The 23,382-nt window shown below is 72.0% G+C and carries 21 protein-coding genes; 14 read left to right on the forward strand and 7 right to left on the reverse strand.

Annotation, left to right across the window (positions count from 1 at the left end; translation table 11 throughout):
- Nucleotides 1–128: 128 nt before the first annotated feature.
- The 5 genes from ACFXDJ_RS28530 to ACFXDJ_RS28550 form a co-directional block, all read right to left on the reverse strand.
- Nucleotides 129–1,196, reverse strand: a complete 1,068-nt coding sequence (locus tag ACFXDJ_RS28530; RefSeq protein ID WP_384662156.1) for a 2-oxoacid:ferredoxin oxidoreductase subunit beta — start codon at nt 1,194–1,196, stop codon at nt 129–131.
- Nucleotides 1,189–3,231: a 2-oxoacid:acceptor oxidoreductase subunit alpha gene (locus ACFXDJ_RS28535; protein ID WP_384662159.1), complete on the reverse strand. Its 2,043-nt coding sequence runs from the start codon at nt 3,229–3,231 to the stop codon at nt 1,189–1,191. Before ACFXDJ_RS28535 ends, ACFXDJ_RS28530 begins: the two co-directional genes overlap by 8 nt.
- 144 nt (nt 3,232–3,375) lie before the next feature.
- A complete protein-coding gene (locus ACFXDJ_RS28540; protein ID WP_384662176.1) occupies nt 3,376–4,035 on the reverse strand; it encodes a LuxR C-terminal-related transcriptional regulator in 660 nt (219 codons plus the stop codon).
- Between the two features lie 310 nt (nt 4,036–4,345).
- Nucleotides 4,346–5,650: a sensor histidine kinase gene (locus ACFXDJ_RS28545; protein ID WP_384662162.1), complete on the reverse strand. Its 1,305-nt coding sequence runs from the start codon at nt 5,648–5,650 to the stop codon at nt 4,346–4,348.
- 348 nt (nt 5,651–5,998) lie between these two features.
- Nucleotides 5,999–7,177, reverse strand: a complete 1,179-nt coding sequence (locus ACFXDJ_RS28550; RefSeq protein ID WP_384662165.1) for a sensor histidine kinase — start codon at nt 7,175–7,177, stop codon at nt 5,999–6,001.
- Between the two features lie 156 nt (nt 7,178–7,333).
- On the opposite strand from ACFXDJ_RS28550, the gene ACFXDJ_RS28555 reads away from it, so the two are divergent.
- The 14 genes from ACFXDJ_RS28555 to ACFXDJ_RS28620 all read left to right on the forward strand — a co-directional run bounded on the left by ACFXDJ_RS28555 (nt 7,334) and on the right by ACFXDJ_RS28620 (nt 20,397).
- Nucleotides 7,334–7,741, forward strand: a complete 408-nt coding sequence (locus tag ACFXDJ_RS28555; protein WP_384662168.1) for an NADH-quinone oxidoreductase subunit A — start codon at nt 7,334–7,336, stop codon at nt 7,739–7,741.
- Complete coding sequence (locus ACFXDJ_RS28560) at nt 7,732–8,367, forward strand: NADH-quinone oxidoreductase subunit B (RefSeq protein WP_384662171.1); 636 nt, start codon at nt 7,732–7,734, stop codon at nt 8,365–8,367. The genes ACFXDJ_RS28555 and ACFXDJ_RS28560 overlap by 10 nt, the downstream gene beginning before the upstream one ends.
- A complete protein-coding gene (locus ACFXDJ_RS28565) occupies nt 8,364–9,464 on the forward strand; it encodes an NADH-quinone oxidoreductase subunit C (protein ID WP_384850767.1) in 1,101 nt (366 codons plus the stop codon). Before ACFXDJ_RS28560 ends, ACFXDJ_RS28565 begins: the two co-directional genes overlap by 4 nt.
- Nucleotides 9,461–10,429: an NADH-quinone oxidoreductase subunit H gene (locus ACFXDJ_RS28570; RefSeq protein ID WP_384657950.1), complete on the forward strand. Its 969-nt coding sequence runs from the start codon at nt 9,461–9,463 to the stop codon at nt 10,427–10,429. The genes ACFXDJ_RS28565 and ACFXDJ_RS28570 overlap by 4 nt, the downstream gene beginning before the upstream one ends.
- On the forward strand, nt 10,430–11,128 hold the full coding sequence (locus ACFXDJ_RS28575; RefSeq protein ID WP_384657947.1) for a NuoI/complex I 23 kDa subunit family protein: 699 nt from the start codon (nt 10,430–10,432) through the stop codon (nt 11,126–11,128).
- The gene (locus ACFXDJ_RS28580) at nt 11,128–11,754 is read left to right on the forward strand and encodes an NADH-quinone oxidoreductase subunit J (RefSeq protein WP_384657945.1); all 627 of its coding nucleotides are present in this window, start codon (nt 11,128–11,130) and stop codon (nt 11,752–11,754) included. The genes ACFXDJ_RS28575 and ACFXDJ_RS28580 overlap by 1 nt, the downstream gene beginning before the upstream one ends.
- Complete coding sequence (nuoK, locus tag ACFXDJ_RS28585; protein WP_384657942.1) at nt 11,754–12,107, forward strand: NADH-quinone oxidoreductase subunit NuoK; 354 nt, start codon at nt 11,754–11,756, stop codon at nt 12,105–12,107. The genes ACFXDJ_RS28580 and nuoK overlap by 1 nt, the downstream gene beginning before the upstream one ends.
- Nucleotides 12,104–14,107: an NADH-quinone oxidoreductase subunit L gene (locus ACFXDJ_RS28590; RefSeq protein WP_384657939.1), complete on the forward strand. Its 2,004-nt coding sequence runs from the start codon at nt 12,104–12,106 to the stop codon at nt 14,105–14,107. The genes nuoK and ACFXDJ_RS28590 overlap by 4 nt, the downstream gene beginning before the upstream one ends.
- 38 nt (nt 14,108–14,145) lie before the next feature.
- Entirely contained in the window at nt 14,146–15,714 is a 1,569-nt protein-coding gene (locus tag ACFXDJ_RS28595; protein WP_384657952.1) for a NuoM family protein, read from the forward strand.
- On the forward strand, nt 15,711–17,300 hold the full coding sequence (locus ACFXDJ_RS28600) for an NADH-quinone oxidoreductase subunit N (RefSeq protein ID WP_384850770.1): 1,590 nt from the start codon (nt 15,711–15,713) through the stop codon (nt 17,298–17,300). Before ACFXDJ_RS28595 ends, ACFXDJ_RS28600 begins: the two co-directional genes overlap by 4 nt.
- 199 nt (nt 17,301–17,499) lie before the next feature.
- Nucleotides 17,500–18,363: a zinc metalloprotease HtpX gene (gene htpX, locus ACFXDJ_RS28605; RefSeq protein ID WP_371617410.1), complete on the forward strand. Its 864-nt coding sequence runs from the start codon at nt 17,500–17,502 to the stop codon at nt 18,361–18,363.
- The gene (locus ACFXDJ_RS28610) at nt 18,360–18,752 is read left to right on the forward strand and encodes a YccF domain-containing protein (protein ID WP_384657934.1); all 393 of its coding nucleotides are present in this window, start codon (nt 18,360–18,362) and stop codon (nt 18,750–18,752) included. Before htpX ends, ACFXDJ_RS28610 begins: the two co-directional genes overlap by 4 nt.
- Before the next feature lie 90 nt (nt 18,753–18,842).
- Nucleotides 18,843–19,826: a glycosyltransferase family 2 protein gene (locus ACFXDJ_RS28615; protein ID WP_384657931.1), complete on the forward strand. Its 984-nt coding sequence runs from the start codon at nt 18,843–18,845 to the stop codon at nt 19,824–19,826.
- A gap of 61 nt (nt 19,827–19,887) precedes the next feature.
- Nucleotides 19,888–20,397 (forward strand): SMI1/KNR4 family protein, encoded by a 510-nt coding sequence (locus ACFXDJ_RS28620; RefSeq protein WP_384657929.1) that lies wholly within the window; start codon nt 19,888–19,890, stop codon nt 20,395–20,397.
- On the opposite strand, the gene ACFXDJ_RS28625 is transcribed toward ACFXDJ_RS28620, so the two are convergent.
- Both ACFXDJ_RS28625 and ACFXDJ_RS28630 read right to left on the reverse strand, forming a co-directional pair.
- A complete protein-coding gene (locus ACFXDJ_RS28625; protein WP_384657926.1) occupies nt 20,381–21,631 on the reverse strand; it encodes an APC family permease in 1,251 nt (416 codons plus the stop codon). The genes ACFXDJ_RS28620 and ACFXDJ_RS28625 overlap by 17 nt on opposite strands.
- Before the next feature lie 18 nt (nt 21,632–21,649).
- Complete coding sequence (locus ACFXDJ_RS28630) at nt 21,650–23,086, reverse strand: SulP family inorganic anion transporter (protein ID WP_384657924.1); 1,437 nt, start codon at nt 23,084–23,086, stop codon at nt 21,650–21,652.
- Nucleotides 23,087–23,382: the final 296 nt, after the last annotated feature.

Consider the following 23,382-nt stretch of genomic DNA (forward strand, 5'->3'; position numbering starts at 1 on the left):
AGCACCCCCACCATCTGTACATAATTCTTATTTCTCTTGCGTGGGGGGGGGCGGGGGGGGCCGGCCCCGCCGCCCCCCCCCGCCCGGGGGGGGGGGGCCGCGCCCCCCCCCACGTCCGCGCGCGAGGCTCAGCCGACGACGGTCCAGGTGTCGTTCCCGCTCAGCAGCGCACCCAGGTCGCCCTTGCCGCTGCGGTCCACGGCCGTCTCCAGCTGCTCGGCCATGAGCGTGTCGTAGACGGGCCGCTCCACGTTGCGGAACACCCCGATGGGCGTCTGGTGCAGCGTGTCGGGGTCGGCCAGCCGGGACAGCGCGAACGCGTTGGTCGGGGAGGCGGAGGAGGCGTCGTGGACCAGGATCCGCGCCTCGTTCTCCGGGGTCACGGTCACGACCTCCAGATCCCCGGTGGTTACGTCGCGCACCACGCCCTTGGCGTTGTCCACGCCGAAGCGGATCGGCTGCCCGTGCTCCAGCCGGATCACGGCCTCCTGGGCCTGCTCGCGGTCCTTGAGGACCTCGAAGGCGCCGTCGTTGAAGATGTTGCAGTTCTGGTAGATCTCCACCAGCGCGGTGCCCTGGTGGTCGGCGGCCGCCCGCAGCACCTCGGTGAGGTGCTTGCGGTCGGAGTCGACCGTACGGGCCACGAAGGAGGCCTCCGCGCCGATCGCGAGCGAGACCGGGTTGAAGGGGGCGTCGAGCGAACCCATCGGCGTGGACTTGGTGATCTTGCCGATCTCGGAGGTGGGGGAGTACTGCCCCTTGGTCAGCCCGTAGATCCGGTTGTTGAACAGCAGGATCTTGAGGTTGACGTTCCGCCGCAGGGCGTGGATCAGGTGGTTCCCGCCGATGGAGAGCGCGTCCCCGTCACCGGTGACCACCCACACCGACAGGTCGCGGCGCGAGGTGGCCAGGCCGGTCGCGATGGCCGGGGCGCGGCCGTGGATCGAGTGCATCCCGTAGGTGTTCATGTAGTACGGGAAGCGGGACGAGCAGCCGATGCCCGAGACGAAGACGATGTTCTCCTTCGCCAGCCCGAGCTCGGGCATGAAGCCCTGCACCGCGGCGAGCACCGCGTAGTCACCGCAGCCGGGACACCAGCGGACCTCCTGGTCCGACTTGAAGTCCTTCATCGACTGCTTGGCGGCCGCCTTGGGCACCAGCGAGAGCAGGGTCGGGGTGTCGGTCAGCTCAGTCATTGACGGCCTCCTTGAGATGCGTGGCGAGCTGCTCGGCCTTGAACGGCATGCCGTTCACCTGGTTGTACGACCGCGCGTCGACCAGGTACTTCGCCCTCAGAAGGGTCGCGAGCTGCCCGAGGTTCATCTCCGGCACCACTACCTTGTCGTAACGCTCCAGAACCTCTCCGAGATTCCTCGGGAAGGGGTTGAGGTGGCGCAGATGGGCCTGTGCGATGGGGACCCCGGCGAGCCGCAGCCGCCGTACGGCGGCCGTGATCGGCCCGTACGTCGAGCCCCAGCCGATGACCAGGGTCTTCGCGCCGTCCGGGTCGTCGACCTCCAGGTCGGGGACCGCGATCCCGTCGATCTTGGCCTGGCGGGTGCGCACCATGAAGTCGTGGTTGGCCGGGTCGTACGAGATGTTGCCCGTGCCGTCCTGCTTCTCGATGCCGCCGATCCGGTGCTCCAGCCCCGGGGTGCCCGGGACCGCCCACGGGCGGGCCAGGGTCTGCGGATCGCGCTTGTACGGCCAGAACACCTCGGTGCCGTCCGCGAGCTCGTGGTTCGGGCCGGCGGCGAACTGCACCTTCAGGTCCGGCAGGTCCGCCACGTCCGGGATCCGCCACGGCTCGGAGCCGTTGGCGAGGTACCCGTCGGAGAGCAGGAACACCGGAGTCCGGTAGGTCAGCGCGATCCGGGCCGCATCGAGCGCGGCGTCGAAGCAGTCCGCCGGGGTGCGCGGGGCCACGATCGGAACCGGGGCCTCGCCGTTGCGCCCGTACATCGCCTGGAGCAGGTCGGCCTGCTCCGTCTTGGTCGGCAGCCCCGTGGACGGGCCGCCGCGCTGGATGTCCACGATCAGCAGCGGCAGCTCCAGGGAGACCGCCAGCCCGATCGTCTCGGACTTCAGGGCCACGCCCGGACCGGAGGTGGTGGTCACGGCGAGCGCGCCGCCGAAGGCCGCGCCCAGGGCCGCGCCGATGCCGGCGATCTCGTCCTCGGCCTGGAAGGTCCGTACGCCGAAGTTCTTGTGCTTGCTCAGCTCGTGCAGGATGTCCGAGGCCGGGGTGATCGGGTACGAGCCCAGGTAGAGCGGCAGATCGGCCTGCTGGCCGGCCGCGATCAGGCCGTAGGACAGGGCCAGGTTCCCGGAGATGTTGCGGTAGGTGCCCGTCGGGAAGGCCTTGGTGGCCGGGGCCACCTCGTAGGAGACCGCGAAGTCCTCGGTGGTCTCGCCGAAGTTCCAGCCGGCCCGGAAGGCGGCCACGTTCGCCTCGGCGATCTGGGGCTTCTTCGCGAACTTCTGCCGCAGGAAGCTCTCGGTGCCCTCGGTGGGCCGGTGGTACATCCAGGACAGCAGGCCCAGCGCGAACATGTTCTTGCTGCGCTCGGCCTCCTTGCGGGGGAGCCCGAAATCCTTCAGCGCCTCCACGGTGAGGGTGGTCAGCGGCACCGGGTGGATGTTGTAGGCGTCCAGGGAGCCGTCTTCCAGCGGGGAGGTCTCGTAGCCGACCTTCGCCATCGGGCGCTTGGTGAACTCATCGGTATTGATGATCAGCTCGGCACCGCGCGGCACGTCCCCGATGTTCGCCTTCAGCGCCGCCGGATTCATGGCCACCAGGACGTTCGGGGCGTCGCCCGGCGTCAGGATGTCGTGATCGGCGAAGTGGAGCTGGAAGCTCGACACGCCCGGGAGGGTGCCGGCGGGCGCCCGGATCTCGGCGGGGAAGTTCGGCAGCGTCGAGAGGTCGTTCCCGAAGGACGCCGTCTCCGAGGTGAAACGGTCACCGGTGAGCTGCATGCCGTCACCCGAGTCACCCGCGAAGCGGATGATCACCCGATCGAGGCGTCGTACTTCCTTGCCGCCGCCGTGGCTGCTGCCGCCGTGGCTGCTGGCTGCTGGGCTGCTGCCTGCGGGGCTGCTCTCGGTGCCGGCGGGGCTGCCGCTGCTCGGATCGCCGCTGTTCGGGCCCGGGGGTGTCCGCTGCTCGCCGACGACCGCGTTTTCGGCCCCGTCGGAATGCTCGGCTGGGCTACTGACCTGGCTGGTCACTGAACTGGACCTCCTTCGAGGCGTGAGCACTGCCCAAGGTCAACCCTACGTCGGTAGGGATTCCTTCCCCGGGCTGCTCATTATCTGGACCGCCCTCTCGGCGGTCGGTCCGAATCCGGCCTTAACTGACAGGGTGTCAGTTGATCAAGACCTTAGGTAGGTGAGGACGGCCAGCACACGCCGGTGATCCCCGTCACTCGGTGACAGGCCGAGCTTCATGAAGATGTTGCTGACGTGCTTCTCCACCGCGCCGTCGCTCACCACGAGCTGCTTGGCCACGGCGGAATTCGTCCGCCCCTCGGCCATCAGCCCCAGCACCTCGCGCTCCCGCGGGGTCAGCCCCGCCAGCACGTCCTGCTTGCGGCTGCGGCCGAGCAGCTGCGCCACGACCTCCGGGTCCAGGGCGGTACCGCCCTGGGCCACGCGCACGACGGCGTCCAGGAATTCCCGTACGTCGGCCACCCGGTCCTTGAGCAGATACCCCACCCCGGTGCTGGAACCGGCCAGCAGTTCGGTGGCGTACTGCTCCTCCACGTACTGCGACAGCACGAGCACGCCTATGCCGGGGTGGTCGCGCCGCAGTCGCACGGCGGCCCGTACGCCCTCGTCGGTGTGGGTCGGCGGCATCCGCACGTCCGCGACCACCACGTCCGGGAGGGCGTCCTCCGCCGCCAGGTCCGCCACCGTCTTGATCAGGGCTTCCGCGTCCCCGACGCCCGCGACGACGTCATGCCCCCGGTCGGTCAGCAACCGGGTCAGGCCCTCGCGCAGCAGTACTGAATCCTCGGCGATGACCACACGCACCCTGTTTTCCACGACTTCGAAGCTCCCGCGTCCACTCGTGCCCTATTCCCCTGACACAGCCAAGCATCCCAGTCTCGTGCCGGGATCAGGGCTGAGTGCGATCAACGCGTGGGCGTGGGAACGGTGTTTTCGGGACCGGAACGGAGCACTCCGGGGAGCGGACCCGAAAGTCAGGCCTTCCGCCCCCGCCGGAGGGGGCCGAATGGCGGGGGCGGGGGCCGTGAGTCCGGCTGTTTTCCCGGTCGGTCCCGGGTCGGGAGGCCGGGGTGAGGAGGTCGGGGTGAGGAGGTCGAGGTGAGGGAGATCAGGGTCAGGCGCGCCAGGGCAGCTCGGCCGTCACGGTGGTCCCCGTCCCCTCGGGGGAGTCCACGACCAGCACCCCGTCCACGGCGTCGAGCCGCTCGCCCAGCCCCGCCAGCCCCGACCCGGCCAGGGCGTCCGCCCCGCCCCGGCCGTCGTCGGCGACCTGGATCAGCAGCCGGTCGCCCGACTTCCACACGTCGACCCTGGCCGTACGGGCCTGCGCGTGCTTGCTGATGTTCTGGAGCAGCTCCGAGACGGTGAAGTACGCGATCCCCTCGATCGCCGCCGCGGGCCGCGCGGGCAGATCGACGGCCACCCGTACTGGCACGGCGCACCGCGAGGCCACCGAGGACAGCGCCGCGTCCAGCCCCCGATCGGTCAGCACGGCCGGGTGGATCCCGCGGGCCAGGTCCCGCAGCTCCTGGAGGGCGATCTTCACCTCGCCGTGAGCCTCGTCCACCATCAGGGCGGCGGCCCGCGGGTCCTCGGCCAGCTTCTCCTTCGCCAGCCCCAGGTCCATGGCCAGCGCCACCAGCCGGGCCTGCGCTCCGTCGTGCAGGTCCCGCTCGATGCGCCGCAGATCGGCGGCGGCGGTGTCCACGACCACACCCCGGTCGGACTCCAGCTCGGTGACGCGGTGCGCGAGCCGGGACGGGCCGAGCAGCCCGGCGACGAGCACCCGGTCGACGGTGGTCAGGGCGCGGACCACCCAGGGGGTGGCGAGCGTGAACCCGAGCCCCACGACGGACGTCGCCGCGATCAGTGCGGGCGAATCCAGGTAGAAGGAGTAGCTGTCGCCGTTCTGGACCAGCTGCAGTCCGGGCTGGTCCGTGAAGGCGGGGAACACCCAGAACCAGAGCGGATAGAGCAGCATGGCCCACCCGTAGGCCCAGAAGACGAGGGCGACGCAGAAGCCGAACACCGCCCACGGGAAGTGGATCAGCGAGTACAGCACGTGCCGCCAGGCGCTCCCGCTCTTGAGCAGCGCACCCATGGCGGCCACCGCCCCGCCCTTCTTCGCCCGGATCGGCGCGGGCTCGGCGATGTCCTGGCCCAGCATCCCGCGCACCCGGGCCCGCTCCAGCCGGCCGAACCCGCGGCACATGGCGAGCACGCCGGCCAGGACCGGGACCCCGAGGAAGGTGACGAGCAGCCCGGCGCCGAGGCTGACGCCGGTGATCGCGAGCGAGAAGTACAGTGTGCTGAGCGGCAGCCCGACCAGCAGATACCCGAACTCCCGCCACATCCGTCCCTCGACGGGCGCCCGCAGCACCCTGCCGATACCGCTGCCGCTGTGTGCGCTGCTGCCCATGTTCCCGACCCGCCCTTCCATTCCGCCTTGTCCCCCAACCCTCCCGCGCCCCCCACCCACGAACCATCCGGCAGGTAGGCCTCCGGGGACGGGGGTTAACCCCCCTATCCACGGCGGGGCACGGGACCACGGCGGGGCGTTAGATCCAGCTGTGCTCGGGCCCGCACGAGGCCGCGGCGCGGCGCCAAATCGAGCCTTGCTCGGGCCCGCACGGGGCCACGGCGGGGCGCCAGATCCAGCTTTGTTCGGGCCCGCACGAGGCCACGGCGGGGCCCCAAAACCAGCCCCGCCGGCGTTTGAGGCGCGGCCACGGCGCCGCAGTCGGAAACGGCCCCGCGCCGGCAGCCGCTACGCGCCCCGCCCCCGCCACGGCAGCTCCGCCGAAACCACCGTCCCCGCCCCCTCCGGGGAGTCCACCACCAGCACCCCGTCCACCGCCCCCAGCCGCTCCCCGAGCCCCGCCAGTCCCGACCCGGCCAGGGCACTGGCTCCGCCACGCCCGTCGTCCGACACCCGGATCAGCAGCCGCTGGTCCGAGCGCCACACCTCCACCGACGCCCCCCGCGCCTGCGGCCCCGCGTGCTTGCTCACGTTCTGCAGCAGCTCCGACACCACGAAGTACGCGATCCCCTCGATCGCCTCCGCCGGCCGCGCCGGCAGGTCCACGGACACCTTCACGGGAACCAGGCACCGCGAGGCCACCGAGGACAGCGCCGCGTCCAGACCCCGGTCGGTGAGCACCGCCGGGTGGATGCCCCGCGCCAGGTCGCGGAGCTCCTGGAGCGCCAGCTTCACCTCGCCGTGCGCCTCGTCGACCATCGCCGCCGCCCCCTCGGGGTCCTCCAGCAGCTTCTCCTTCGCCAGGCCCAGCCCCATCGCCAGCGCCACCAGCCGCGCCTGCGCCCCGTCGTGGAGATCCCGCTCGATGCGGCGCAGATCCGCGGCGGCGGTGTCCACCACCACCCCCCGGTCGGACTCCAGCTCCGCGATCCGCCGCTCCAGTTCGTCGGACGGCGACAGCAGGCCCCGTACCATCGCCCGGTCCACGTTCGCGAGCAGCCGCGCCACCCACGGCAGCACCGGCCACAGCACGAAGAGCCCGGTCAGCGTTACCGTGAAGGTGAGCACCGCCCACGGCAGCCGCACCAGCTCGAACAGCACGGTCCGCCACGCCACCGGGTCCTTCAGACTCGCCCACAGCCAGGGGAAGAATCCGCCGGAGCGCCCCGGTCCGGGCATCGGCGTCGGCTCGTCCACCCGTACGCCCAGGAGCGCGCGGGCCCGTACCCGTTCCACCCGTCCCAGCTGGCGAGACGCGAACAGACCACAGGCGAACAGCGGAAGCCCGATCGCGGTCACCGACAGACCGCCCGCCACGGACACCATGACAACCGTGTAAACAAACCCGATGAGGGCCATGGGGAAATTGCTCAGCAGGTACCCGATTTCCTTCCACGTCACGGCATCGAAGGCTGCGCGCACGGGAGGGAGCGGGGTGTCGTCGGAGATGTGATCGAAGGCGGTCATGCGCCACAGACTGCCAAGTGGGAGCCGCCCGTGCCATGGGGCAGCCGGGCCGAGGTAAACGGGGGATAACCCCACCCTGTGGGGACCAGGCCCTAGACTCCCGTCCGTACCAGATCAACCTGATCGTCGACAGTCGCCGAGGAACGAGGAACGGACGTGCCCGAACCGACGGTATCGAGCGTATCCGTGCTCGCCGCGGACTACTTCCGGACGTATTCGGTCGTCGGCCTCCTGGCCGCGCTCGGTGTGCTGTTCGTGGCGGTGGCGTTCGGCGCCGGCCGCCTGCTGCGCCCCCACGTCCCGACCCGCGAGAAGCTGCTGACGTACGAATGCGGTGTGGACCCGGTGGGCGAGGGCTGGGCGCACACCCAGGTCCGCTACTACGTCTACGCGTTCCTCTACGTCATCTTCGCCGTCGACTCGATCTTCCTCTTCCCGTGGGCGACGGTCTTCGCCGCCGCCGGATACGGCGCTACGACGCTGGTGGAGATGTTCGTCTTCCTCGGCTTCCTGGCCGTCGGCCTGCTCTACGCGTACAAGAAGGGCGTCCTCGAATGGCTGTGACACCGGAGGGGCCGGCGGCCGTGACACCGGAGCCGCAGCTACTCCCGATGCCGACCGCGCTCCCGGAGACGAAGAAGCTGGGCGTCCTCTCCCGGCTCGCTCCCGAGCCGATGAAGGTGGTCCTCAACTGGGGCCGCCGCTACAGCCTGTGGGTCTTCAACTTCGGCCTCGCCTGCTGCGCGATCGAGTTCATCGCCGCGTCGATGGCCCGCCACGACTTCATCCGGCTCGGCGTCATCCCCTTCGCGCCCGGCCCGCGCCAGGCGGACCTCATGATCGTCTCGGGCACGGTGACGGACAAGATGGCCCCGGCCGTCAAGCGGCTCTACGAGCAGATGCCCGAGCCGAAGTACGTCATCTCCTTCGGCGCCTGCTCCAACTGCGGCGGACCGTACTGGGACTCGTACTCGGTGACCAAGGGCGTCGACCAGATCATCCCCGTCGACGTCTACGTCCCCGGCTGCCCGCCCCGCCCCGAAGCGCTGCTCCAGGGCATCCTCAAGCTCCAGGAGAAGATCGCCCGCGAGTCGCTGGCGGAGCGCTACGCGACCACCGCCGCGCCGACGCCCGCGCAGCTCACCAGCGGCCTGGTCACCCCTCCGCCGACCCCGGGGACGGGCGCGTGAACCTCTACGACTCCCTCCCGGACGCGGCGGGAACGATCTTCGGCGCGGAAGCCGTGGGCTCCTTCGCGTACTCCCTCCTCACGGTCGACGTGCCCACCGCGAGCTGGATCCCCGCGCTGGAGATCGCCCGGGACAAGCTGGGCTGCACGTACTTCGACTGGCTGAGCGCCGTGGACGAGCCGGGCACGGGCTTCCGCATCTGCGCGCACGTGGTCTCCCTGGAGAACCACCGCGTACGCCGCCTCCTGCTGCGGACCACCGTCCCCCACTCGGCGCCCTCCCTGCCCTCGGCCGTTTCGATCTACGCCGGTGCGGAGTGGCACGAGCGCGAGACCTTCGAGATGTTCGGGGTCGTCTTCACCGACCACCCGAACCTGGTCCCGCTCCTCCTTCCGGAGAACTTCGAAGGCCACCCGCTGCGCAAGGACTTCGTCCTCGCGGCGCGCGTGGCCAAGGCCTGGCCCGGCGCCAAGGAGCCGGGCGAGGCCCATGACCCGGACGCTCCGAAGCGCCGCCAGATGCTCCCGCCGGGCGTACCGGACCCCAACGACTGGGGCCCGATGAAGGGCCAGCTCCCGCCGGCCCCCGCCCGTCCCGCCCGCACGCCGCGAGCGGCGGGCGCGGCCGGCGCCGGTGCCGCCGGTGACCGCCCGGTCCGCGCCCCGCGCGAGGGCGCCCCGGTGCGCCGCTCCCGCTCGGTGGCCGAAGGCTCGGCGAGCCAGGCGGCCGCTGCCGCTCCGGATCCGGCTGCTGCTCCGGGCCCGGCTGCGGCTCCGGCGGAGCCGGGCTCCGGCCCGGCGGCCGCCGCCGCGCGCCCGCCCCGGCGTACCCGCTCCGCTTCCGACGGCTCGGCGAGCCAGGCGGCCGACGCCGCCGGTTCCGCACCGGAACCGCCCGCGCGGCCCGGTGCCCGGAGCACGGACGCGCCCTGGCACGACCCGAAGCCCGCCTTCGACGAGCCGCCCGCCGCTCCGGCCGAACCGGCCACCCCGGCCGAACCCGCCGACCCCGTCGGCCCGGCCGAGACCGACGGCAAACCGGCCACAGAACCCACAGAACCCACAGAACCCACAGAACCCACCGGAGGCACCGCGTGAACGACGTCCTCGACGTCGGCCTTCGGCTGCTCATCGTCTTCGCCGTGTTCCTGGTGCTCCCGCTCGTCGTCGGGCAGACCGAGCACAAGGTCATGGCCCACATGCAGGGCCGCCTCGGCCCCATGTACGCCGGTGGGTTCCACGGCTGGGCGCAGCTCGTCGCCGACGGGGTGAAGTTCGCGCAGAAGGAGGACATCGTCCCGGCCAACGCCGACCGACGCGTCTTCCAGCTGGCCCCCGCCGTCGCCCTCCTCCCGTACCTGCTCGTCCTCCTCGCCATCCCGATCGGCCCCGGCGAGGGCGCCGTCGGCCAGGTCATCGACGCCGGGCTCTTCTTCGCGCTCGCCGTCATGGGCGTCGGAGTGCTCGGCTCGCTCATGGCCGGCTGGGCCTCCGCGAACAAGTTCTCCCTCCTCGGAGGCCTCCGTACCGCCGCGCAGCTGCTCGCCTACGAGCTCCCCATGCTGCTCGCCGCCGCCTCGGTCGCCATGGCCGCCGGCACGGTCTCCCTGCCCGGGATCGTCGAGGCCTTCGAGTGGTGGTGGCTGCCCTGGCAGATCATCGGCGGGCTCGTCTTCTTCACCGCCGGCCTCGCCGAACTCCAGCGGCCCCCCTTCGACATGCCCGTCGCGGACTCCGAGATCATCTTCGGCGCGTACACCGAGTACACCGGCCTGCGCTTCGCGCTGTTCCTGCTCGCCGAGTACGCCGGCATCGTGGTCCTCGCCGCCCTCACCACGGTCCTTTTCCTCGGCGGCTGGCACGGCCCCTTCGCCCTCGACGGCTTCGGCTGGGTCTGGACGCTGCTCAAGATCGCCGCGCTCTCCTTCGTGGTGATCTGGCTCCGTGTGAGCTACCCCCGGCTCCGCGAGGACCAGTTGCAGAAGCTCGCCTGGACCGTACTCATCCCGCTCGCGCTCGCCCAGATCGCGCTCACCGGCATCGTGAAGGTGGCGATCCAGTAAATGCCCCCCATCCCCGGATCAGGCCTCGCCAAGGGCCTGGCCGTCACGCTGCGCACGATGACGAAGCGTTCGCACACCGCCCAGTACCCCGAGGTGCAGCCGCAGCTCCCGCCGCGCTCGCGCGGGGTCATCGGCCTGTTCGAGGAGAACTGCACGGTCTGCATGCTGTGCGCGCGCGAATGCCCCGACTGGTGCATCTACATCGACTCCCACAAGGAGACGGTCCCGGCCGCCGCCCCCGGCGGGCGTGAGCGCAGCCGCAACGTCCTAGACCGCTTCGCCATCGACTTCTCCCTCTGCATGTACTGCGGTATCTGCATCGAGGTGTGCCCCTTCGACGCGCTCTTCTGGTCGCCGGAGTTCGAGTACGCCGAGACGGACATCCACGAGCTCACCCACGAGCGCGACAAGCTGCGCGAGTGGATGTGGACCGTCCCGGCCCCGCCCGCCCTGGACCCGGCCGCCGAGGAGCCCAAGGAGATCGCCGCCGCCCGCAAGGCCGTGGAGAAGGCCGAGGCCGCCGCCGCGACCACCCCGGCCCCGTCCGCCCCCGGCCCGGCTCCGGCCGCGCCGACCACCGCCCCGGCCAAGGGGGCCACCGCACCGGATCCGGCCGCGCCCGCGGAACCGGGCGACCCCGGCACCGGCAACGGCATCAGTACCGGTACCCCCGAGAACCCGGCGGGAGGCGCCGCCTGATGATCACCGCCCACCTCTCGGCCGCCGCCCAGGGCGCCGGCGCCGGCCATGGCTTCCTCTCCCCGACCGGCGTCGAGATCGCCTTCGTCCTCGTCGGCCTCGCCACCCTCGGCGCGGCCCTCGTCACGGTCAACACCAAGCAGCTCGTGCACGCCGCCCTGTGGCTGGTCGTCGCGCTCGGCGGGGTCGCCGTCGAGTACCTGCTGCTGACCGCGGAGTTCATCGCCTGGGTCCAGGTGCTGATCTACCTCGGTTCCGTGGTCGTCCTCCTCCTCTTCGGGCTGATGCTCACCAAGGCGCCCATCGGCCGCTCGCCGGACGCCGACTCCGGCAACCGCCCGGTCGCCCTCGGCGTCGCCGCCACCGCGGCCGCCGCACTCGTCTGGGTGGTCGTCGACGCCTTCCGCACCACCTGGATCGACCTCGACGGCCCCGCCCAGGGCTCCACCAAGGTCACCGGCGAGATCCTCTTCCGGCACTGGGTGCTGCCCTTCGAGGCGCTCTCCGTCCTCCTCCTCGCAGCCCTGATCGGCGCCATCGTGCTCTCCCGCAAGACCGACGCGGCCGACGTGGCCGCCGAAGAGCCGGACGCCACCGGCGCGACGGACAAGAAGGGGCAGCGCTGATGCACCTCGCCTACCCCGCCGTACTGGCGGCCCTCCTCTTCGCCACGGGCCTGTACGGAGTGCTCGCCCGCCGCAACGCCATCCTGGTCCTGATGTCCGTCGAGCTGATGCTCAACGCCGTCAACCTCAACCTGGTGGCCTTCGACGTCTGGCTGCGCGACACCCTGCACGCCGGCCAGGCCCTCACCCTCTTCACCATCGCCATCGCCGCCGCCGAGATCGGCATCGGTCTCGCGATCGTGCTGATGGTGTACCGCAACCGGGGCACCGCGGACGTCGACAAACTGCGCGACACCGCCGAGGGCCACGAACCGGACAGCGCGAACAGCCGTGCGACGGGAGCCGCCGCGTGAGCACCCCGACCCTTGCCGTGCTCGTCCCCCTGCTGCCCTTCCTGGGCGCGCTCGCGGGACTGCTGTTCGGCCGCACCGCCCCCGGCTTCGTCAGGCCGCTCGCCGTCCTGCCGACGCTGGGCGCCGCCGTCCTGGCCGTCCTCGTGGCCTTCCGCCACGGCGGCGGCAAGGCGATCGACACGGCGACCGAGCTGACCCCGACCGGCTCGGTGCCGATCGAGCTCTCGCTGCACCTCGACGGCTTCGCCGTGCTGGTGGCCGTCCTGGTCGGTGCTGTCGCCACCTGCGTACAGATCTACTCGATGGCCTACCTGCGCGAGGACCCGCGCTACCCGTCCTACGCCGCTCTGGTCTCACTGTTCACCTCCGCCATGCTGCTCGTCGTCTACTCCGGCGACCTGATGGTGCTGCTGGTCGGCTGGGAGATCATGGGCATCTGCTCGTACTTCCTGGTCGGGCACTACTGGGAGACCGAGGCGGCCCGCTCCGCCTCCCTGAAGGCCTTCCTCGTCACCAAGCTCGGCGACGTCCCCTTCCTCATCGGCCTGTTCGCGCTCGCCGCCGACGCCGGTTCCTTCCGGATCACGAAGATCCTGGGCACCGTGGCCGCGGGCGGGCTCGACCACCCGACGCTGATCGCGCTGCTGCTGCTGGCCGGAGTCGCGGGCAAGTCCGCGCAGTTCCCGCTGCACACCTGGCTCCCGGACGCCATGGCGGGCCCCACCCCGGTCTCCGCGCTCATCCACGCCGCGACGATGGTGGCGGCCGGCATCTACTTCATCGCCCGTCTCCTCCCCGTCTTCGCGGCCTCCCGGGCCGCGCTGGTGGTCATGGCCGTCATGGCGGCCGTGACGATGATCGGCTCGGCCCTCGCCGCCCTCGCGCAGGACGACATCAAGCGGGTGCTCGCCTACTCCACGATCGGCCAGCTCGGCTACATGACCGGGGCCCTGGCCGTCGGCGACCGCTCGGCCGCCGTCTTCCACCTCCTGTCCCACGGCGCCTTCAAGGCGCTCCTGTTCCTCGGGGCCGGCGTGATCATCCACGCCGCCGGTACGAACTCCCTCGCCGCCATGTCCCGTATGGACGGCCTGGCCAAGCGCATCCCCGACGCCTTCTGGACGATGACGATCGCGCTGCTCGCGCTCGCCGCCATCCCGCCCTTCGCCGGCTTCTTCTCCAAGGAAGCCGTCCTCGTCGCCGCCGAGCACGCCGCCGGCGGCCACTCGGAGCTCGCACCGAGCGCGGCCGGCTGGGTGGTCCTCGTCGCCGGCGTGCTGACCGCCCTGCTCACCGCCGCCTACGCCACCCGGCTGTGGCTGATGGCCTTCCGCGGCCGGGGCGCGGCCGCCCCCGACCACGGCAAGGAGCCCGTCGCCATGACCGGCGTGCTGTGGCTGCTGGCGATCCCGTCCATCGGCTTCGGCCTGGCCGCCCGCCCCCTCGCCGACTGGTTCGACGGCAAGGAACTCACCCCGTCCGTGACCACCTCGGTCCTCGGCACGGGCGCCGCCGCCATCGGCGTGATGCTCACCTACGCCCTGTGGCAGCGCGCCGAGGCGAGGGCCGCCGCCGGGATCCGCAACGGAGCCGCGGTACCCGCGTCCGCCGCCGCCGCCGAATCCGCCGCCGAGAGCCCCGAAGTCGGCCAGGTCACCCACGACCACCCCGTCGTGTCGGCCGCCCCCGCCGCCGACCCCGGCCGCGCCCTGCTCGGCCCCCTGCACCGCCACGCGGCCAACGGCTTCCACCTCGACGCCGTCTACGACCGGCTGTTCGTGCGCCCCGTCCGAGCCGCCGCAAGCCTCGTACGCTTCCTCGACCGCGAGGTGGTGGACAGCTACGTCCGCGGTGCGGGCATCGGCCCCCGGCTGCTCGGCGGCCTCGTGCGCCGGGCCCAGACCGGCAACGTGCAGAGCTACCTGAGCGCCCTGCTCGCCGGTGCCGTGGTCCTGGCGATCGCCACCGCCGTCCTCGCCAACGTCAACGCCGGATCGTGAGCCGTGAGTCAGCCGTGATTGATATCAGCCCGTCCGTGATGCAGTTCCTTCTGGCGTTCATCGTGGCCGCACCGCTCCTCGGCGCCGTCGCGGCCCTGCTGCCCGCCCCGCCCGGCCTCAAGGGCAAGAGCCCCGAACAGGCCGTGCTCCGCCATGCCGTGACCGTGACCGGAGTCATCCTCGCCGCGGCGATCGCCCTCGCCGCCGGCTTCGACCACGACGCCCCGTCCCGCTTCCAGGCGACGACCGACATCAGCTGGATCCAGGCGCTGAACGTCCGGATCCACCTCGGCATCGACGGCATCTCGCTCCCCCTCCTCCTGATGACCGCGCTGCTGTTCTTCCTGTGCGCGCTCTACAGCTACTTCAAGCTCCCCGCGGGCCCCTCCGCGAAGGGCTTCGTCGCCCTGCTCCTGGTCCTGGAGTCCGGCACCCTCGCGACCTTCGCCGTCCTCGACCTGCTGCTGTTCTTCCTCGCCTTCGAGATGGTCCTCATCCCGATGTACTTCCTCATCGCCCGCTGGGGCGGGGCCGGGCGTCAGGCCGCGGCCTGGAAGTTCATCCTCTACACCCTCCTCGGCTCCGTCGTCATGCTGCTCGGTCTGCTGCTGATCGGACTGAACAGCGGCACTTTCGACATGGTGGCACTCGCCTCTGACAACGGCCGCGGACTGACCCACACCACCCAGATCCTGGCCGTCCTGGCCATCGGAATCGGCCTCGCCGTGAAGACCCCGATGTGGCCGCTGCACAGCTGGCTGCCGGACGCCCACACCGCCGCCCCCACCGTCGGGTCCGTCCTCCTCGCGGGCGTCCTCCTGAAGATGGGCACGTACGGGTTCGTCCGGATCCTGCTGCCGGTCACCCCCGACGGCATGGCCACCTTCGCCCCCTATCTGGGCGCCTTCGCCGCCGTGGGCATCGTCTACGGGTCCCTGGCCTGCCTGGCGCTCGCCCGCAAGGGCAACAAGGGCGACCTCAAGCGCCTCATCGCCTACTCCTCCGTCGGCCACATGGGCTTCGTGCTGCTCGGCATCGCCTCCATGACCCCGACCGGAGTCAACGGCGCGCTGTTCGCGAACATCGCCCACGGCCTGATCACCGGCCTCCTCTTCTTCTTGGTCGGCGCCCTGAAGGACCGCTACGGCACCGCCGACCTCGACACCCTCGCCGGAGCCACCGGCGCCGCCCTCTACGGCCGCGCCCCCCGCTTCGGCGCGTTCCTCGCCTTCGCCGCCGTGGCCTCCCTCGGCCTGCCCGGCCTGGCCGGGTTCTGGGGCGAGATGCTGGCCCTGTTCGGCGCGTTCGACCCCGCCGAGGGGCTGTCGCGGCCCGCGTTCCTGACGTACATGGCCGTCGGCGGGTTCGGCACCCTGCTCACCGCCGCATATCTTCTGATCGTCGTACGGCGGGTGTGCATGGGCGACCCGAAGGCCGTCCGCGCCGAAGGCACCGCCCCGGCGGCCCTCGCGGACATCCAGCGCTACGAGTTCGCCGCCTGGACCCCGCTCGTCGCCCTCACCGTCCTCGCCGGCCTGTGGCCCGCGGTCCTCCTCGGCCTCACCGACCCGGCCGTCCAGAAGCTCCTCGCGGGAGGAAACTCATGACGGTCCTTCGCCCCATCACCAGCGCCGCCGCCACCGCGGCCGACGCCCCCGGCCTGGTCCAGTCCGTCGACTGGCTCGCCATCGCGCCCGTGGTCGTCACCGCGGCCGTCGGCCTGATCGTCCTGGTTGCCGACCTCTTCGTACCCGAGCGCCGCAAGCCGCTGCTCGGCTGGATCTCCGTGGCCGGACTGGCCGCCGCGACCGCCAGCCTGCTGCCGCTGCGCGCGGGCGACCGTACGACCTTCTGCCTCACCGGACCCGGCACGGACGACCCCGGCGCGTGCAGCTACGCCGCCGACCACTTCGCGCTGGTCGTCCAGTTCCTCGTCCTGGGCGGCGCCCTGGTCACCGCCCTGCTGTCGGTCACCACCGTCCGCGAGGCCCGCATGCCGGCCGGCGAGTACTGGTTCCTGCTGCTCTCCTCCGCCGCCGGCGCGGCCCTGCTGCCCGCCTCCCGCGACCTCGCCACCCTGATCGTGGCCCTCGAAGTCGCCTCGCTGCCCGCCTTCGCCCTCGTCGGCATGCGCCGCGGCGACCGGCTGTCCTCCGAGGCCGCCCTCAAGTTCTTCCTGTCCTCCGTCACCGCCACCGCCGTGTCGCTGATGGGCGTCAGCTTCGTCTACGCCGCCACCGGCTCCCTGCACCTCGACCGGGTCGCCGACGGGCTCGAACACGTCCCCGGGCAGCTCGACACCCTCGCCATGGCCGGCGTCGCGCTCACCCTCGTGGGCTTCGCCTTCAAGACCGCCGCCGTCCCCTTCCACTTCTGGGTACCGGACACCTACGTCGGCGCCCCGCTGCCCGTCGCCGGATACCTCTCGGTCATCGGCAAGGCCGTCGGCTTCACCGGCCTCATCCTCGTCACGGTGATCGCGTTCCCCGCTTACTCCGACGTCTGGGGACCCGGCCTCGCCGTCCTCGCCGCGCTCACCATGACCCTGGGCAACGCCGCCGCGCTGCGCCAGTCCGCCGACCGCCCGAACGGCGCCGTACGGCTGCTCGCCTGGTCCTCGGTGGGCCAAGCCGGCTACCTGCTGGTCCCGATCGCGGCCGCCGCGTACGCCGGCCGCGACCAGATCGGCTCCACCGTCGCCTACGCCCTCATGTACGCCGCCGTGAACCTCGGGGCCTTCGCCGTGGCCGCCCTGGTGGCCCGTACGAAGCCGCTGCACCGGCTCGCCGACTACCGGGGCCTGTACGCCGAGCGCCCGCTCGCCGCCCTCGCGCTGGCCTTCTTCCTGCTCTGCCTCGCCGGTCTGCCGCCGGGCATCATCGGGCTGTTCGCGAAGGTCACCGTCTTCCGGTCGGCCGTCGACGCGGGGCTGGGCTGGCTCGCCGTGGTCATGGCCGTCAACGTGGTCGTCGCGCTGTACTACTACCTGCGCTGGACGGCCCTGCTCTTCCGCACCCCGGAGGGGGCCGCCGAACAGGAGGGGGCCGCCGCACCGGAGGGCGCGAAGCCCCGTACGGGGACGCCGTGGCCGGTCACCGCCGCCATCGTGCTCACCGCGGCCACCGCCCTGGTCCTCTCGGGCGCCCCCCAACTGGTCCTGCGCTTCGCCACGGGCAGCCTCTTCCCGCTGTAGCCCGCGTACGCCCGCCACCCGTTCGGCCCAACACCCGCCGAGCCCGCCACGGCCCCGCCCCCCGCTCCACCGGGGCCGTGGCGCGCGGGGAACCTGCCGCGCTCACCTGGCGTTGACCAGGAAGGGAGGGTCCACTGGACCGTGGGCCCTCAGACACATCCGCCGGGTCCCCCCTGCCGCACCACTTGGAGGGCGTACCGTGCACCGCCGGCACAACGGGCTGAAGACCGCCGTACTCCTCGGCGGTCTGTCCGCACTCATCATCGTCATCGGAAGCTTCTTCGGCCGGGGCGGCCTGATCATCGCCGTCCTCGTCGCCCTCGGGACCAACGCGTACGCGTACTGGAACAGCGACAAGCTGGCTCTACGCGCGATGCGCGCCCGCCCCGTCAGCGAGTTCGAGGCCCCCGAGCTCTACCGCATGGTGCGCGAGCTCTCGACGTCCGCGCGCCAGCCCATGCCCCGGCTCTACATCTCGCCGACCGAGGCCCCCAACGCCTTCGCCACCGGCCGCAACCCGCGCAACGCCGCGGTCTGCTGCACCGAGGGGATCCTGCGGATCCTCGACGAACGCGAACTGCGCGGGGTCATCGGCCACGAGCTGAGCCACGTCTACAACCGGGACATCCTCATCTCCTCGGTCGCGGGCGCCCTCGCCTCCGTGATCATGTTCCTGGTCAACTTCGCCTGGCTGATCCCCATCGGCCGCTCCAACGACGACGAGGGCCCCGGACTCTTCGGCATGCTGCTGATCATGATCCTGGGACCGCTGGCCGCGTCCGTGATCCAGCTGGCCATCAGCCGCTCGCGCGAGTACGAGGCGGACGCCTCCGGGGCCCAGCTCACCGGAGACCCGCTCGCCCTCGCCAGCGCCCTGCGCAAACTGGACGCCGGCACCAAGCAGCTCCCTCTGCCGGCCGAGCCCCGGCTGGAGACGGCGAGCCACATGATGATCGCCAACCCCTTCCGCCCAGGTGAGGGACTGTCCAAAATGTTTTCCACACACCCCCCGATGGCCGAGCGCATCGCCCGGCTCGAACAGATGGCAGGCCGCAGTCAGTGAAGACCATCCTCAACCTCATCTGGCTCGTCCTCAGCGGCGTCTGGCTGTTCCTCGGCTACTGCCTGGCCGGCGTGATCCTCTGCATCACGATCATCGGCATCCCCTTCGGCATCGCCGCCTTCCGGATCGCGGTCTACGCCCTGTGGCCCTTCGGGTACACGACCGTCGAGCGGCGTGACGCGGGTACGGCGTCCTGCATCGGAAACGTCCTGTGGCTGGTCCTGGCCGGCTGGTGGCTGGCGCTCGGACACATCGTGACCGGCATCGCGCTGTGCATCACGATCATCGGAATCCCGTTCGGCATCGCGAACTTCAAGATGGTCCCACTGTCCCTGCTCCCGCTGGGCCGCGAGATCGTGCCGACGGACGCGCCGTTCGCCTCGCGCTGAGCCCGGATCCGCTTCAGCCACTCGTATTAAAGTTCCGGGTTGCGGACGATGACGCGGACGAGCGGCACGCACAACGGGCAGGAAGAACCGATGTCGACTGAGCCCTCCACGATCCCGTCGGTCACGACCCTCTCGGTCGTCGTGCCGATGTACAACGAGGAGGACGCGCTGCCCGCCCTCGTGGCGAGGCTGCGCCCGGCACTCGACGGCATGGACATCGGCTACGAGGTCGTCGCCGTCGACGACGGCAGCAAGGACCGCACGGCGGAGCTCCTCACCGAGTTCCAGGAGAAGTGGCCCGAGCTGCGCATCGTGCGGCTGCGCGGGAACTCCGGCCACCAGGCCGCCCTCACCGCGGGCCTGCACAGCGCGGTCGGGGCCTACGTGGCCAGCATCGACGCGGACCTCCAGGACCCGCCGGAGAAGATCCCGGAGATGCTCGGACTGGCCCGCCGGGACCACCTCGACATCGTCTACGGGGTCCGCGACGACCGGAGCACCGACACCGGCTTCAAGCGGCGCTCGGCCGGCGCGTACTACTGGCTGGTGCGCCGCCTGGTCGGCAAACAGGTACCCGCCCAGGCGGGCGACTTCCGGCTGCTGAGCCGCGCGGCGGTGGAAGCCGTCAAGTCCATGCCCGACCAGCACCAGGTGTACCGCCTGCTGGTGCCGTGGCTCGGCTTCCCCAGCGGCCAGGTCGCCTACCAGCGCGAGGAGCGGGTGGCGGGCGAGACCAAGTACCCGCTGAGCAAGATGGTCAGGCTCGGCGTGGACAGCGTCATCAACTTCTCCGCCGCGCCGCTGCGCCTGGCGACCTGGCTGGGCGTGGCCAGCTTCTTCGGCTGCCTGCTGATGGCGGGCGCCACCCTGGCGATCTACCTGTGCGGCAAGACCGTTCCCGGCTGGACCTCGCTGTTCATCATGATGCTGTTCCTCGGGGGCGTGCAGCTGATCTGCGTCGGTCTGCTCGGCGAGTACATCGGCCGCATCTACACGGCCGTGCAGCGCCGCCCCACCTTCTTCGTCGGCTACGACTCGGCGCACGAGACCCCCGCCGAGCGGGACGGCGGCTGAAGGCCTGGCGTTGAAAGGCCAGGTCAGGGTGATTGTCAGTGGGGGGTGTCACTGTGTGTGCATGGATGAGACCGAGCAGTTGCTGAAGCAAGTCGCCGGACGTGCGCACAGCTCCCACCCGGGGCGGTACGCGGCCACGGGGACCCTGACCGCGCCCCTTCCGGCACCCCTGGACGCCGAGGCCGTCCGCCGGGCCGAGGCCGTACTGGGCTTCGCCCTGCCGCCGCTCCTCGGCGCCCTCTACACCCGCGTCGCGGACGGCGGCTTCGGCCCCGAGTACACCGCCATGCGGGCGTCGGCCTGGCGCTGGCCCGAGGGCGTGCTGCCGATAGCCGACTTCGGCTGCGCCATGCAGGCCTGCGTGGACTGCCGGTCGGAATCCGCCCAAGTCCTGCTGTTCGAACCGAATCCGGGGGATCCGGACCTCGCCTGGTACCTCGACTCACCCGGCCTCGCGGACTGGCTGCGCGGCTGGCTCGACGGCACCGCCTGGTTCAGCGAGGAGTCGGGCGCGGGGGAGGAGTGGGACCTGGAGCTGACCCCCTGGGCGGAGTTCAGGTCCCGGGTGTGAGCCGCCCGCGCACCCCGTAGGCCATCGCGCCCAGCGCCAGCACCACGGCCCCCGCGAGCGCCGACGCGGCGGGCAGCGCGCAGGCCAGCACCACACAGCCGGACAGCCCGGCGGCTGCCACGGCCCGGTCCTTGACACCTGAATCGAGAGTCCACGCGGAAGCGTTCGCGATCGCGTAGTAGGCCAGCACGCCGAAGGAGGAGAAGCCGATCGCGCCCCGCAGATCGGTGGTGGCCGCGAGCACCGCCACCACCGCGCCCACCGCCAGCTCGGCGTGGTGCGGCACCTGATGCCGGGGATGTACGGCGGCCAGCACACGGGGGAGATGGCCGTCCCGGGCCATCGCCAGGCCGGTCCGCGACACCCCGAGCACGAGGGCCAGCAGCGAGCCCAGCGCCGCCAGGGCCGCGCCCGCCCGGACGACGGGAGTCAGTCCGGGCCACCCGGCCGCCCGCACCGCGTCGGCCAGCGGAGCCGCCGACCGCGCCAGACCGTCGGCGCCGAGCACCGACAGCGCCGCCACCGTGACCGCGGCGTACACGAGCAGGGCGATACCCAGGGCGAGGGGCACCGCCCGCGGGATCGTGCGCTCCGGATCGCGCACCTCCTCGCCCAGGGTGGTGATCCGGGCGTAGCCCGCGAAGGCGAAGAACAGCAGTCCGGCGCCCTGGAGCAGGCCCAGGCCGCCGAGGTCCCCGCCGCTCCAGCCCCCGCCGCCGAGCCGGGCCGCGTCGGCCGCGCCCGAGGACAGGCAGACCGTCACGACCCCGGCCAGCACGGCCAGTACCGCCGCCACGATCACCCGGGCGATCCGGGCCGACTTCTGCACCCCGCCGTAGCCCGCGGCGGTCAGTGCCACCACCGCCGCCACGGCCACCGCCCGCTGCTGGCCGGGCCACACGTAGGCCCCGACCGTGAGGGCCATCGCCGCGCAGGAGGCGGTCTTGCCGACGACGAAGCCCCAGCCCGCCAGATACCCCCAGAAGGGCCCGAGCCGCTCGCGCCCGTACACGTAGGTGCCGCCCGAGGAGGGGTAGCGGGCGGCCAGCCGCGCCGAGGAGTGCGCGTTGCAGTAGGCCACCAGGGCGGCCAGCGCGAGCGCCACCAGGAGCGCTCCGCCGGCCGCGCGCGCCGCCGGGGCGAGCGCGGCGAAGATACCGGCCCCGATCATCGCGCCGAGCCCGACGACGACCGCGTCGAAGACTCCCAGGGTGCGCTTCAGTTCGGTGTTCACGGCCGGAGGGTAGCGGGGCTAGATGACGCCTTCCCGGCCGGGGAGTGGCGTGCGGGCCCGCTCCCAGCCGTCGAGCGCGGTCAGGCAGGCGTGGTCGAGGTGGCGCAGCCCGCTCAGGTCGAGGCGCACGGTGCTGCCGTGCGGCAGTGCGTCCAGTGCGTCCAGTTCGTCGAGGAGCTTGGGCAGTCGCAGGAAGCTGGCGTTGCCCAGGATCCGCACGCACAGTTCCTCGCCCTCCCACACCTTTTCGAGGTGCACGTGGGAGGTCTCCCAGGCCGCCTTGGCGATGGCGAGACCCAGCCCGGCGAGGACCCCCTCGAAGAGGTTCGTGGCCACGACCGCCGAGGCCGTCGCCACCAGGACGACCGCCTCGCCCCGGTGCGTCCGCCACAGGGCGGCCACCTGCCGGGCCGGCAGCAGCTTCCAGCCGGCGTGCAGCAGCACCCCGGCCAGCGCGGCGAGCGGTACGGACTCCAGCAGTCCGGGCACCGCCACGGCGAACAGCAGGAGCCAGCCGCCGTGCAGCACCCGGGAGGCCCGAGTGCGGGCGCCGGCCTCGACGTTGGCGGCGCTGCGCACGATGACGGCGGTCATCGGCAGCGCTCCGAGCAGTCCGCAGAGGGTGTTCCCGACGCCCTGGGCGACCAGTTCGCGGTCGTAGTCGGTCCGGGCCCCGTCGTGCATGCGGTCCACGGCGGCCGCGCTGAAGAGCGTCTCCGCGGAGGCGATCAGCGCGAGGGCGATCACCGTCCCCACGGCTCCCGCGGAGGCGAGCACCCCGAAGTCCCCCCATGCGGGCGGCGATACGGCCTGGAGGACCCCCGTCACCCGGACCCGTTCCACGGGCAGCCGCAGCACCACGGCCGCGCCGGTCGCGGCCGCCACCCCGACGAGCGCCCCCGGCACCAGCCGCAGCCGGTCGGGCATCCGGCGCCAGGCCACCAGGACGGCGATGGTCCCGGCCCCGAGCGCCACGGCGGTCCAGTCGGCCCGCCCGGCGAGCGATACCGCCCCCGCCAGTTTCTCCAGGGTCCTCGCAGGGGCCTGCGCGCCCGCCAGGGCGTACAGCTGACCGGCGATCAGCACGAGCCCGATCCCGGCGAGCATCCCGTGCACGACGGCCACGGAGATCGCCCGGAACCACCGCCCGAGCCGCAGTACGCCCATGCACAGCTGCACCAGGCCGGCGGCGAGGACCAGTACGCCGAGCGCGGGCATCCCGTACGTCCGCACGGCCTCGTAGACGAGCACGGTGAGCCCCGCGGCCGGTCCGCTCACCTGGAGCGAACTCCCACGGAACCACCCGGTGACGAGCCCGCCCACCACCCCGGTGAGGATCCCCAGCTCGGCCGGTACCCCCGAGGCGACCGCCACCCCGACGCAGAGCGGCAGTGCGACGAGCGCGACGACCACGGACGCGCCGAAGTCCTCGCGCAACGTGCCGGTCCCAGGCATGCGGAAACCCCTCTGTCGCGGCGGTGCTGGACACACCTCAGCGTGAGCGGCGCACTCGATGTTGCCCAAGTGCCCATTGGGGGTCGTGTAGGCGCGTACGCCGCTCACGCCCGGCACACACCCACCCGGGCGCCCTCACGTCGGCGCCCTCATCCCGGCGCCCTCACCCCCGGCACCATCGCCGCAGACATGCCGCGGGCCCGGCGGCGGCCCGGTGACGCCGCGCCGGCCGGCCGGGGGGTGGGGCGGCGCGCTGTGGGGGGGGGGGGGGTGTTCAGAAAGGAGTGCGAGAGAGA

Source organism: Streptomyces sp. NPDC059443, from assembly GCF_042750105.1.
Lineage (GTDB): Bacteria > Actinomycetota > Actinomycetes > Streptomycetales > Streptomycetaceae > Streptomyces.

What these genes read in the sequence shown, in the direction of transcription:
- ACFXDJ_RS28530 (WP_384662156.1), bottom strand. Translation starts at nt 1,196, where the DNA reads ATGACTGAGCTGACCGACACCCCGACCCTGCTCTCGCTGGTGCCCAAG.
- ACFXDJ_RS28545 (WP_384662162.1), bottom strand. Translation starts at nt 5,650, where the DNA reads ATGGGCAGCAGCGCACACAGCGGCAGCGGTATCGGCAGGGTGCTGCGG.
- ACFXDJ_RS28550 (WP_384662165.1), bottom strand. Translation starts at nt 7,177, where the DNA reads ATGACCGCCTTCGATCACATCTCCGACGACACCCCGCTCCCTCCCGTG.
- ACFXDJ_RS28560 (WP_384662171.1), top strand. Translation starts at nt 7,732, where the DNA reads ATGGCTGTGACACCGGAGGGGCCGGCGGCCGTGACACCGGAGCCGCAG.
- ACFXDJ_RS28575 (WP_384657947.1), top strand. Translation starts at nt 10,430, where the DNA reads ATGCCCCCCATCCCCGGATCAGGCCTCGCCAAGGGCCTGGCCGTCACG.
- ACFXDJ_RS28580 (WP_384657945.1), top strand. Translation starts at nt 11,128, where the DNA reads ATGATCACCGCCCACCTCTCGGCCGCCGCCCAGGGCGCCGGCGCCGGC.
- nuoK (WP_384657942.1), top strand. Translation starts at nt 11,754, where the DNA reads ATGCACCTCGCCTACCCCGCCGTACTGGCGGCCCTCCTCTTCGCCACG.
- ACFXDJ_RS28595 (WP_384657952.1), top strand. Translation starts at nt 14,146, where the DNA reads ATGCAGTTCCTTCTGGCGTTCATCGTGGCCGCACCGCTCCTCGGCGCC.
- ACFXDJ_RS28600 (WP_384850770.1), top strand. Translation starts at nt 15,711, where the DNA reads ATGACGGTCCTTCGCCCCATCACCAGCGCCGCCGCCACCGCGGCCGAC.
- ACFXDJ_RS28615 (WP_384657931.1), top strand. Translation starts at nt 18,843, where the DNA reads ATGTCGACTGAGCCCTCCACGATCCCGTCGGTCACGACCCTCTCGGTC.
- ACFXDJ_RS28620 (WP_384657929.1), top strand. Translation starts at nt 19,888, where the DNA reads ATGGATGAGACCGAGCAGTTGCTGAAGCAAGTCGCCGGACGTGCGCAC.
- ACFXDJ_RS28630 (WP_384657924.1), bottom strand. Translation starts at nt 23,086, where the DNA reads ATGCCTGGGACCGGCACGTTGCGCGAGGACTTCGGCGCGTCCGTGGTC.